Genomic DNA, 12,339 nt, shown 5'->3' with positions numbered 1-12,339 from the left:
ATAGATTTTGGAATTATTTTGTTTGAAAGTCATTGTTTCGATGGTTGGTGCTTGCTATGTAAGAATAGCTAGATATCTGTGTATTAAAAACTCTGAGGGATAAGGTTTTTTTGATAGAAATTTTGCTGTAAAAATACTTGCTCTTTTGGTACAAATCTTATTTTGGTAAACTATGCAGTTTTCTCTGGAACAGAATAATGCATTGAAGGCTGTCTCCAATTGGTTAAAGGATGGGCGTTCTCCTATTTTTCGCCTTTTTGGCTATGCAGGAACGGGGAAGACGACGCTTGCTCGCTATTTTGCCGAAACAGTTGATGGATCTGTCCAGTTTACTGCGTTTACCGGTAAAGCAGCTCAAGTTTTACGATCTAAAGGTGCAAGTAATGCTTGTACTATTCATTCTCTGATTTATTGTCCGCGTGGAGAAGAAGAAGTTTCTGATGAAATAACAGGAAAGAAATCTATCACACCAACATTTGTATTGAATAAGAGGAGTTCTGCGGCACAAGCGAAACTTATCATTGTTGATGAGTGTTCAATGGTAGATGAACAGTTAGCACATGATTTAATGAGCTTTCGGACACCAATTCTTGTTCTTGGTGATCCAGGTCAGTTACCTCCTATATCGGGTGGTGGTTTTTTTTCTAATGGTACACCAGATTTTCTTCTTTCAGAAATTCATCGACAAGCGCGTGATAATCCGATTGTTCGTTTAGCTATGGATGTACGTGAAGGACGTGATATCGCTTATGGTGATTATGGGGCAGCATGCGTTATTAAACGAAAAGAGGTAGATCAACAATTGGTTTTGGACGCTGATCAGCTTTTAGTAGGGGTTAACCGAACACGTTACCTCTATAATAAACGTTTGCGTGAGTTGAAGGGATTTACGGCAGATTATCCACAAGCAGGAGATAAGCTTGTTTGTTTGCGTAATGATCCTGCTAAAAGCTTATTGAATGGTTCTTTATGGAAAGTCGTAACTTCTCAAAAAGAAACAGTTAAACCGAGTATTAATCTTCTTATTAAACCGGAAGAAAGTGAGCGTGGGATAGCGAAAATTAAGCTTTTAAAAGCAGTATTTGAGAACCCTCATAATGAGGTTTCATGGCAGTTTAAAAAAAGATATGATGATTTTGATTATGGGTATGCGTTAACTGTTCATAAAGCGCAAGGATCCCAATGGGATAATGTGGTTTTATTTGATGAAAGTTTTGCATTTCGTGAAATATATGCACGTTGGCTTTATACTGGAATTACACGTGCGGTGGAGCGTTTAACAATTATTCGATAAAGGAAAATATTTTTATTGTCTGAGGTTATGTTGGGAAATGTATTTTTTTTCTGTCTTTAAAATTATGTATGAAAACGGGAGTGTGTATGGCAGTAAAACTTTCAGTTAATCTTAATGCTATTGCTGTTTTACGCAATCGACGTAACCTTCCTTGGCCAAATATCAAAAATATCGGACATATAGCACTTACAGCTGGTGCATCTGGTTTAACAGTTCATCCGCGAGCAGATGAACGGCATATTCGTTTTACTGATTTACCAGACATATATTATTTAATTAACAGTACTTTTTCTACTGCAGAGTTTAATATTGAAGGTTATCCAAGCAAGAAATTTTTGGATTTAGCAGAAAAATATGCTAGCCAGATTACCCTTGTTCCTGATAACCCAACGCAATCAACTTCTGATCATGGTTGGGATTTTGCTCGTAATGCAGAATTTTTGGCACCTATTGTTCAGCGTTTAAAAGAAAGAAAAATTCGTGTATCGTTATTTGCTGATCCTGTTGTAGATGGTTTGGATATTGCTAAAGCGATTGGTGCTGATCGTGTAGAGTTTTATACTGGTCTTTATGGCGGTGCGTTTAAAGATAAAGCAAAACAAGATCACGAGTTAAATAAACTTACTTTAGCGGCAAAAAAAGCAAAAGAGCTACAATTAGGTGTTAACGCAGGTCACGATTTGACGATTGCTAATCTTCCTGCTCTTGTTAATCAGATTCCTTGGCTTGATGAAGTTTCTATTGGTCATGGGCTTATTGCTGATGCATTGGAGTATGGAATGTATGAGACTGTTCAGCGTTTTATTCGGTTATTGCTGTAATCTTTTTTCTTTATTAAATTTGTGGGATGAGATTTTATAAAATTTTGCTATTTGTATCCCAATAGAATGGTTTTTCACATACTTCCATAAATAACATCGCTATATTTTTAGTGTGTATTCATTTATAGTTATAGTTCTCCATTTTTCTGCATTTTTAGTATATTAAATGCTTCTGTGTTGATGTTATCAGTTATGAAGATATTTTAGTTGATATATTTTTATGTGATCTTTACATAAAAATATTAAATTTTTGAAAGAACTTTTTGTCAAAAAAATATATAAGATTATATAAATGGTATTTTTTCTGAGAAAGGAAAAGTTAATTTTTTATGCTAAAGTGTAAAAAGCTATTATGTTCATTTTATAATTTTTCTTATTATCCGTTTTAATTTTGTTTATATATAACTGCATAATGTATCTTAATTTTAAGAATATAATGTATTATTAAGTAAAATAATAATATATTTTATAGTATATATTTATATTAATTAATTATTATTTTAAAAATATAATATTAATTTATATTTTTTATTTATTTTATTTAAGAGTATTTTATAAACAAATAAGAGTATTTTATAAACAAAAAGGTTTTTATATAAATTATATTTATTTATTAAATTAATAATTTAATAAATTACTTATGTAATATAATATTTATTATTTATAATATAAAAAATAATTTACAGATATTTTGAATTATTTTCAAAATAAATATAAGGAAGTACTTTCATGCGTGTTTATTATGATTGTGATGCGAATATTGAATTGATTAAAGAAAAAAAAGTAGCCATTGTTGGTTATGGTTCACAGGGACGTGCACATGCCTTAAATTTAAAAGATTCTGGTGTTCAAAATATGCAAATTGCTTTGCACTTAGGATCGGAAACAGCTAAAAAGGCTACCATAGATGGTTTTGAAGTTGTTAGTGTTGCTGAAGCAGCAAAATGGGCAGATCTTATTATGATGGCAACACCTGATGAATTACAAGCTGACATTTATAAAGAGCATATTCATGATCATTTACGTGATGGGACAGCAATTGCTTTTGCTCATGGTTTAAGTATTCATTTTGGTTTAATTGAAGCTAAAAAAACAGTTGATGTTGTGATGATTGCTCCCAAAGGTCCAGGTCATACAGTTCGCAATGAATATCAACATGGTGGTGGTGTTCCTTGCTTAATTGCTATTGCACAAGATGCTTCAGGTTATGCTCATGATATAGCATTGTCTTATGCTTGTGGTATTGGTGGTGGACGTGCTGGTGTCATTGAAACAACTTTTAAAGAAGAATGTGAAACAGATCTTTTTGGTGAACAAGCTGTTCTTTGTGGTGGGCTTGTTGAGCTTATTCGTGCAGGTTTTGAAACATTAACGGAAGCAGGTTATGCACCAGAAATGGCTTATTTTGAGTGTTTACATGAGGTTAAACTGGTTGTAGACCTCATTTATGAAGGTGGTATTGCTAATATGAATTATTCAATTTCTAATACTGCTGAGTGGGGTGAATATATGTCTGGTCCGCGCATAATTACTGATAAAACTAAAGCGGAAATGAGACGTATTTTAAAAGACATTCAAACAGGTAAATTTACATCAAATTGGATTCAAGAATACAAAGCTGGTGCTGCCCATTTTAAGAGTATGCGTAGATTAAATGATAATCACCCTATTGAAGAAGTTGGTAAAAAACTCCGCACGATGATGCCTTGGATTGCATCTAATGCTTTAGTTGATAAAGAACGTAACTAAGCTTATTGAATTATTATAAAGACCATCATGTTATATATAAAAAGGCAACTTTTGTTGCCTTTTTTTGATCTGTTTTCTATACATAATTTCTATTTTTTAGATCTCATAATATTTTTTTTAGATATAAAATACGTAATTCCTAAGAAAATAAACCATAATGGAGCGTACTTTAAAGCTATAAAAGTATCTGCATCTAATGTTAATAAAAAGATAATAAAAGCAAAGAAGACTAAAATAGCACAACACATAATAACGCCTCCAGGCATTTTATAGGTGGATGTAGCATGTTGTATAGGACGAGTGCGGCGATAAACAATGTAGCTAATTAAAATTATGGACCACACAAAGATAGATAAGATCGCTGACATAGTGGTCACGACTGTAAAAGCACCCACGATAGTAGGGGATAGTGATGCGATTATATATCCCAATAAAATACATATGCAAGAAAAGAATAATGCGTTAGCAGGAACATGGTTATTGGAAAGTTTTCCAAAAAGCTGAGGAGCTCCTCGTTGAGTTGCAAGTCCATATACCATGCGACTGGTAGAAAAAATACCACTGTTTGCAGAAGATGCGGCTGATGTGAGAACAACAAAATTCACTAAACCAGCAGCTATTGGAATACCAGCAAGTAAAAACATTGTTACAAATGGGCTTTTTTCTGGTACAACTTGATCCCAAGGTGTGACTGACATAATCACAATAAGAGAAAATATATAAAATAGTACAATACGAATGGGTATTGAATTAATTGCTTTTGGTAAAACTTTTTCAGGATCTTTAACTTCAGCTGCAGCTGTTCCTGCAAGTTCTAGACCAACAAAAGCAAAGATAGCAATTTGAAATCCAGTAAAAAATCCTGTAATTCCTTTAGGAAAGATATTTCCATCGTTCCATACATGATTAAGAGAAGCTACAGTGCCGTTTGGAGAAGTATAACCGGCAAATATCATAAAAAATCCTACAATAATTAATGCTACAATTGTTATAATTTTGATGAGACCAAACCAAAATTCAAGCTCACCGAATAATTTTACAGCTAAAAGATTAAATATTAAAAAGAAAGTGATACAACTTAGAACAATAATCCACGGATCAAGTGTAGGCCACCATAAGTGTGTATAACTAATGATAGCGATAATGTCTGCGATTCCGGCTACGATCCAACATAACCAATAGCTCCATCCAATAAAAAAACCAGCTCCTGATCCTAGTAAATCAGTTGAAAAATCAATAAAGGATCGGTATTCTAAATTGGATAGTAGCAATTCTCCCATAGCACGCATCACAAAATAGAGGAAAATACTAATAATAGCATAGACTAATATAATTGAAGGGCCAGCAACACTAATAGTTTTTCCTGATCCCATGAAAAGACCTGTTCCGATAGCACCACTGATGGCGATAAGTTGCACATGGCGTGTAGTTAGCTCACGACGCAACTTTTTATTATAATTTCCATCTATATTTTGTTTAAAACTCATTTTTTGAGGTTCCCTTTATTTTAAGGTTAAAATTATACCAAAAAAAGCAATTTCTTATATGGAAGCATGATATGAATGAGTCGTAAAGGAGAAAAATGTTTTTAATAACTTTTATGGATTCAAATAAATTACTGTAGAGAAAGAATTAATACAGTATTGCTAAAATTATCTATTTATTAACAATATTATGAAAATTTTGATGTGAAATTTTGCACTGTAGACGATATAGGGTAATCAATATACTATAGCTGATAGAATTCATAGTAATTGTTACAATTGCTATGAATTACTGAGTAGAGTCAAGAAACTGTCAAAATGTTATGCTGAATGCTATAGGTTACAGCAAAGTTATTTGGAAATATAGGAAGTCTAATTTAAACGATAACAGATTCAGTTAAAAGCAAGAAGAGTTTCTTGAAATCTTTAATTATGCCTTAAAGTAGGGATAGGCTGATTTCGCACTGATTGTATTTTACTGGTTGTATAATTTTTTAAAGATGTTGAATAAAAAACAAAGTTGTATCAACGGAGATGACAACTTTCGCTTTGTTGGCAAGTGTTAGCTTGGACGGGGTATGTCCGTGCTTAACTTTCTGTGGTATTTAAAGATTCAAATTTTTTCGACATGTGGTGAGATTAAAAAATGTTATAGAAATTTTAACCCATGTCTTTGATATGCAGCACAAAGAAGAAATTAGTGAAGCTGCACAGCTTTTGCAGATTGTTGACCTTTATAGTCATAAGAATCAGTATCTAATTTTTTCTTATGGCTAATAACAGCATATCACGATTGTGTACATTTTGTGTATAGATCAAAAGGTGTTTCTTTTTTTATGAATCGATATTGGCCTTAGGTTAGGTTCTAAATTTGTAAAAAAGTACTGAATGTTATTGGTAAATTGGCAGATGAGAAACGAAATATGATACTGATGACACATGAGGTAAAACTTATCTAGAATGTTTCAATTCAGATTATCTTTCTACAAAAAGGAAAGATTGACAAAGAAGGTATTCAGATAATGCCTTTTACCATGCTGAAAATAAAACTTTCCAGCAATTTTTTTGCATTCATTACTACATTGAAATTGTAATCATTAGCTTATTGTTGGTAAGTGGTCGAGTGTAGGCTTGAATTGGGCAACAATAGAGTGTCTGTTACCGGCATAGAGAAGCTTAACTTTTGTCACAACACCGCCGTGATTGCGGGTTAGACGTTCGACAAGAAGGCATGCATCACGCTCGGAGATTTGCAATATTCGAGCTGTTTCCAAATTAGCCGATATGGCTGAAATACGATTTTCTGCTGCACTCCATGGAACCATCTTAATCAACCAGTTTCCTGGTGCGGTTGCTGCGAAATCAGCATTTTCAGCATCAGGTATAGTTTCAAGATTGATAAGACGTCGTTCTAGGCAAAATGGTCGTGCATTGGCAAGGTGAAGGCAACTTATCGCAAGAACCATACCACCTTGTTTCAGACCTAATATTTGTTTTTCTTTTTGTTTTGCTTTACGTTTTTCTTGTGCAAGAATAGTCCAACTATAATCAAGATTCATAGTTGCGACCTCCGTTGCAATTTCATTAATAGGTAAAATAGCTGACTGGCTTTGAGGTACACGAACAAACGTACCTGATTTGCGTCGACGTTCCACCATACCAGCCGTAGCAAGCTGGGTCATAACTTTATTGACTGTCATACGTGAACAGCCATAATGTTTGGCTAAATCAATTTCAAATGGCAAACGGTATCCCGGCGGCCAAGCCCCTGACAAAATATTATTCTGGATTTCATTTAAAATACGCTGGTGCAGCGTTTGATCTTCTTTGTCTGACATGATCCTATTTTATTAGATTAGATTACATCAGGCAAAGCATAGTTAGTACAGATCACAACAAACATAGATCAATAATGTTATTTTTCAAATAAAGAACGCATGGTTTTTTGAAATGCGCCTGTTATTGATGATCGTGCATGATGTTGACCATTTTTGACGATTTCATGGCCACCGATCCAAACACTTTCTACGGCTATATTACCAGTGAAAATCCAATTATCCAAAATTTCGTCATCCACAAGCCAATCTTGCCCTCGGCGGTCAAGTGCTACGAAATCTGCCGGTTGTCCTACATGTAATGCACTTTTGGCGCCCAGCGCTCTATCTCCACCTAAAACAGCTTTTGTATAAAGATTAAAGCCATTGGACTGCTTAGGCATCGAGATTACATTGCGCATGTGATTTTTTAATCGCAATGAATATTCTAGCTGACGCAATTCCTGATCGACAGAAATACAGATATTTGAGTCTGAGCCAATGCCGTAAGTACCGCCATAATCGAGAAATTCTAAACCATTGAAAATACCATCACCTAGATTTCCTTCTGTTATTGGGCAAAGACCGACAATTGCATCAGTTAGAACGGTGTTTTTTGTTTCTTGTTTGGTCATGTGGGTAGCATGTATAAGGCACCATTTTTCATCAACGGGTTGGTGTGTAAGCAACCATTCTACGGGCCGTTGTCCTGACCAAGCCAAGCAGTCTTCTACTTCTTTTATTTGTTCGGCAATGTGGATGTGTATAGGGCCGCCTTCAGCCATAGGCAAAATAGATTCTAATTCCTGTGGTGTAATCGCGCGTAAACTGTGCGGTGCAATACCGAGTACAGAACCGTCAAGCTGTTTTAAATGCTGTTTACATGATGTTAGAATTTTATCAAAATTTTCTGGTGTATTGATAAAACGTTTTTGCCCATCAATCGGGTCGAGTCCACCAAATCCAGCATGGGCATAGAATACTGGTAAAAGTGTTAGACGTATTGATGTCTTTTGGGCAGCAGCTGCAATGCTTCCGGCCATTTCGCCAATATCGTCATAGTTTTGACCATCAATATTGTGGTGCAGATAATGAAATTCTCCTATGCGTGTAAAACCAGCCTCCAGCATTTCCATATAAAGCTGACTAGCAATATCTTCCAGTTGCTGGGGAGTTATAGAAAGTGCAAGCCGATACATTTCGGTGCGCCAGCTCCAGAAACTATCTGTTGTGCTGCCGCGACGCTCAGCAAAACCGGCCATTGCACGCTGGAAAGCATGGCTGTGTAGATTCGGCATACCAGCAACTAGTATCTGATAATGGTATGCATTATCTGTTGGTTTTGTATCAGCCATTATAGAATTAATGATACCATTTTCTACGCACAGGGTTACATTATGTTGCCAAGCATTTCCAACCAAAACAGTATCTGAAAAAATTTTGTGCATTACGTTCTCCAAATCGCAAGCTTGTCAAAATGAGCTTGCCAAGACAAATATTATGTATATACATTATAGCGGCATTCAGGGAGGCCGCAATGGAAAAAATCATGTCACATGCCCATTTCGAAGAATTGAGCAATGGTTGGATTTTGTTTAAAAATGCGCGTATCATGACTATGGCCTCGGATTGTCAAGGAATTGGCATTGTTGAAGATGGTACATTATACGTTGAAAATGGGCTGATTCTCTATTGTGGGCCTTCTGCTGGGCTTGGGGAAATTCAAGACAATACGCGTATTGTCGATTTAGAGCAGCGTTGGGTTACACCGGGACTTATTGATTGCCATACGCATATTATCTATGGCGGAAACCGTGCAAAAGAATTTGAAATGCGGTTGGAGGGGGCTTCTTACGAAGAGATAGCACGCGCAGGTGGTGGTATCGCTTCTACAGTATCAGCTACAAAATCTATGTCGGTAGATGAATTGGCAGCTTCGGCTTTACCACGTCTCGATCATTTACTGAGTGAAGGTGTGACGACGATTGAAATTAAATCCGGTTACGGCCTTTCAGTTGAAGCTGAATTGAATATGTTACGCGCAGCTAAAATGATCGCGCATCTACGGTCTGTTCATGTATGTACAACCTGCCTTGCTGCTCATGCAGTACCACCGCTCTATAAGAATCGTATGGATGATTATATTAATGAGGTGGTTTTTCCAGTTATCGAACGTGGTCAAGCTGAAGGTCTTATTGATGCTGTCGATGGATTTTGTGAAAATATTGCCTTTTCGCCAGATCAGATTGCACGTGTTTTCGATAAAGCGAGAGAGTTTGGGTTACCAGTCAAATTACATGCAGAGCAATTAAGCAATCTTGGTGGAGCCAAACTTGCAGCCTCCTATGGTGCTTTGTCTGCTGATCATCTTGAATATCTCGACGAAGCTGGGGTTCAGGCTATGGCTGATGCAGGTACTGTTGCAGTTATTTTACCGGGCGCTTTTTACACGATCCACGAAACACGAAGACCCCCAATTGCTCTTTTGCGTGCAGCAAATGTACCCATTGCTTTAGCTACTGATTGTAATCCCGGTACTTCACCACTGATGTCATTGCTTCTCACGATGAATATGGCGGCAACGCTTTTTGGTATTCGTGTTGATGAATGTCTACGTGCGGTCACACGTGAGGCAGCACGTGCGCTGGGCATTTTGAAATATTGTGGCACTCTTGAAAAAGGCAAGCGTGCCGACTTTGCAGTATGGGATATTGAAGAGCCTGCGGAGCTTGTCTACCGCATAGGATTCAATCCCCTTCATGCCCATTACCGGTCACTGGCCCCCTTTTCTTAAAAGTGAATTTGATTCCGGCAATTGCCGAGGGAGGAAATTATGAAACATATTCTGAAACCAGGGCACGTTTCCCTTGATATATTGGAAACGGTTTATTGGCATGGTACTGTATGCAAACTTGATCCAGATACATGCACAGCCATTGAAAAAAGTGCGGCTCGCATTGCGGAAATCGCGGCGGGGGACGAGCCTGTTTATGGTGTGAATACCGGTTTTGGCAAACTGGCTTCTATCAAAATTAATGCAGATGATGTAGCAACCTTACAAAGAAATCTTATTTTGTCACATTGTTGTGGTGTAGGGGATCCTCTTCCTGAAAATATCGTGCGGTTGATTATGACTCTTAAGCTGATTTCCCTTGGTCGGGGTGCTTCAGGTGTAAGGACAGAATTAATCGCATTAATCGAATCGATGCTAGAAAAAGGTGTTATTCCTATTATTCCTGAAAAGGGATCAGTTGGTGCCTCCGGTGATCTAGCTCCATTAGCGCATATGGCTGCTGTTTTGATGGGGGAGGGTGAGGCTTTTTATCAGAATAACCGTATGAGTGGTGCTGATGCTTTAGTAAGAGCAGGGCTGAAACCGGTAGTATTGCAAGCTAAAGAAGGATTAGCTTTGATTAACGGCACACAGACATCTACTGCACTTGCTTTAGCTGGTTTATTTCGCGGCTATCGTGCATTATGTGGTGCACTGTTGGCAGGAGCAATGTCAACGGATGCAGCCATGGGGTTATTAGCGCCTTTTCATCCAGATATTCATAGCTTGCGGGGACATAAGGGGCAGATTGTTATCACACAAACTTTGCGCAAATTGCTCGAAGGTTCACAAATACGTATCAGTCATCTTAACAATGATGAGCGAGTACAGGATCCTTACTGTATTCGTTGCCAACCTCAGGTTAGTGGAGCTTGTTACGATATTCTTTCAGCAGCAGCCAAAACACTTATCATTGAAGCTAATGCTGTAACTGATAATCCGCTAGTATTGAGTGATAATACAGTTGTATCAGGTGGAAATTTTCATGCAGAGCCGGTAGCATTTGCAGCTGACCAGATTGCTCTTGCCCTTTGCGAAATTGGTGCTATCGCACAACGCCGCATCGCATTAATGATGGATCCAGCTTTATCATATGGTTTACCGGCATTTTTAGCTAAAAAACCGGGACTCAATTCTGGATTGATGATTGCTGAGGTAACATCCGCGGCTTTAATGTCTGAGAATAAGCAGATGGCGCATCCAGCTTCTGTCGATTCTACACCAACTTCGGCAAATCAGGAAGATCATGTTTCTATGGCTTGCCATGGTGCTCGTCGTCTTTTGAAAATGAGTGACAACCTGTTTGGTATTATTGGGATTGAAATCATTGCTGCGGCACAGGGGGTAGAATTTCGTGCGCCACTCAAGACTAGCCCACTATTATTATCAGTTATCGACAGATTACGCAAAGATGTTGCTACTCTTGAAACTGATCGCTATATGGCGCTAGACTTAGAAAAGGTGCAGAAACTTGTGGCTGAGGGTACACTACTTAGCGTGCTTCCAGAAAACATTTTTACTACCTTGGAAGTTTAGCGATGAAGGTGTTTGATATTAAGCGTGGTAATAGTCCGCTTATCTTAGCTTTTCCGCATACTGGTACGTTTGTTCCTGAAAATATTCGTCATGTTTTAAACGAAAATGGGCAGATTTTTGCCGATACAGACTGGCACATCAACCAGCTTTATGATGGTCTTGTCGATGATGCTACAACCATACATGCCCTTTTCCATCGTTATGTTATTGATGCAAATCGTGATCCATCGGGTATGAGTCTTTATCCTGGACAGAATACGACATCACTTGTGCCGACGACCGATTTTGATGGACATCCGATCTGGCTTAAAAATCCCTATCCTGCAGAAATTGAACAGCGAAAAAAGCAATATCATACCCCTTATCATGCTGCTTTGCAGGCAGAAATTGATCGAGTGAAGGGCATACATGGTTTTGCTGTTTTATATGATTGCCATTCTATCCGGTCACATATTCCGTTTTTATTTGAAGGAAAATTACCGGATTTTAATGTGGGTACAAATAGTGGAAAAACTGCAACAAAGTCTATCGAGCAAGCAGTTATGGGCGTTTTGGCAAAAGCCGAAGACTATGATTATGTCTTGAATGGACGATTTAAAGGTGGTTGGACGACACGCCATTACGGCGATCCAGAAAACAAGGTTTACGCTATACAGATGGAGCTTACACAATCAACTTATTTAAAAACTGAAAAACCACCCTTTGCCTATGATAGTGAAAAAGCAACAGCTTTGCGGATTCATTTAAAAGCAATTCTTAAGGCCATATTAGCCGATGTTAAGACATATTCAAATACTGGGAGGTAAGA

At 37.3% G+C, this 12,339-nt stretch carries 10 protein-coding genes; 7 read left to right on the top strand and 3 right to left on the bottom strand.

Going from position 1 to position 12,339, the window contains the following annotated elements:
• Positions 1-172: 172 nt before the first annotated feature.
• The 3 genes from V4P56_RS03625 to ilvC all read left to right on the top strand — a co-directional run bounded on the left by V4P56_RS03625 (position 173) and on the right by ilvC (position 3,864).
• Entirely contained in the window at positions 173-1,294 is a 1,122-nt protein-coding gene (locus V4P56_RS03625) for an ATP-dependent DNA helicase (RefSeq protein ID WP_455481591.1), read from the top strand.
• Between the two features lie 86 nt (positions 1,295-1,380).
• A complete protein-coding gene (locus V4P56_RS03620) occupies positions 1,381-2,115 on the top strand; it encodes a pyridoxine 5'-phosphate synthase (RefSeq protein ID WP_455481590.1) in 735 nt (244 codons plus the stop codon).
• A gap of 729 nt (positions 2,116-2,844) precedes the next feature.
• Positions 2,845-3,864 (top strand): ketol-acid reductoisomerase, encoded by a 1,020-nt coding sequence (gene ilvC, locus V4P56_RS03615; protein ID WP_455481589.1) that lies wholly within the window; start codon positions 2,845-2,847, stop codon positions 3,862-3,864.
• Between the two features lie 89 nt (positions 3,865-3,953).
• On the opposite strand, the gene V4P56_RS03610 is transcribed toward ilvC, so the two are convergent.
• Positions 3,954-5,351 carry an amino acid permease gene (locus tag V4P56_RS03610; protein WP_455481588.1) on the bottom strand — a complete coding sequence of 466 codons (1,398 nt, stop codon included), beginning with the start codon at positions 5,349-5,351 and terminating at the stop codon, positions 3,954-3,956.
• Between the two features lie 627 nt (positions 5,352-5,978).
• Between V4P56_RS03610 and V4P56_RS03605 the strand changes: the two genes are divergently transcribed.
• Positions 5,979-6,125: a hypothetical protein gene (locus tag V4P56_RS03605; RefSeq protein ID WP_455481587.1), complete on the top strand. Its 147-nt coding sequence runs from the start codon at positions 5,979-5,981 to the stop codon at positions 6,123-6,125.
• Between the two features lie 320 nt (positions 6,126-6,445).
• Here V4P56_RS03605 and hutC read toward each other — a convergent pair whose 3' ends face one another.
• Both hutC and V4P56_RS03595 read right to left on the bottom strand, forming a co-directional pair.
• Entirely contained in the window at positions 6,446-7,186 is a 741-nt protein-coding gene (gene hutC / locus V4P56_RS03600) for a histidine utilization repressor (protein ID WP_455481586.1), read from the bottom strand.
• Between the two features lie 77 nt (positions 7,187-7,263).
• Positions 7,264-8,610: a formimidoylglutamate deiminase gene (locus V4P56_RS03595; RefSeq protein WP_455481585.1), complete on the bottom strand. Its 1,347-nt coding sequence runs from the start codon at positions 8,608-8,610 to the stop codon at positions 7,264-7,266.
• Positions 8,611-8,699: 89 nt separating this feature from the next.
• Here V4P56_RS03595 and hutI point away from each other — a divergent pair, with 89 nt between their 5' ends.
• The 3 genes from hutI to hutG are packed head-to-tail and all read left to right on the top strand — an operon-like array spanning position 8,700 to position 12,337.
• Positions 8,700-9,956: an imidazolonepropionase gene (hutI, locus tag V4P56_RS03590; RefSeq protein ID WP_455481584.1), complete on the top strand. Its 1,257-nt coding sequence runs from the start codon at positions 8,700-8,702 to the stop codon at positions 9,954-9,956.
• A gap of 39 nt (positions 9,957-9,995) precedes the next feature.
• Positions 9,996-11,531: a histidine ammonia-lyase gene (gene hutH, locus V4P56_RS03585; protein ID WP_455481583.1), complete on the top strand. Its 1,536-nt coding sequence runs from the start codon at positions 9,996-9,998 to the stop codon at positions 11,529-11,531.
• Positions 11,532-11,533: 2 nt separating this feature from the next.
• Positions 11,534-12,337, top strand: coding sequence for an N-formylglutamate deformylase (gene hutG, locus V4P56_RS03580; protein WP_455481582.1), 804 nt, complete (start codon positions 11,534-11,536; stop codon positions 12,335-12,337).
• The last annotated feature ends 2 nt before the right edge of the window (positions 12,338-12,339 follow it).

It is taken from the genome of Bartonella sp. B35(2025) (assembly GCF_053794465.1).
Note: the sequence above shows the minus strand (reverse complement) of the source record. Positions and strands in the feature narration are given on the sequence as shown.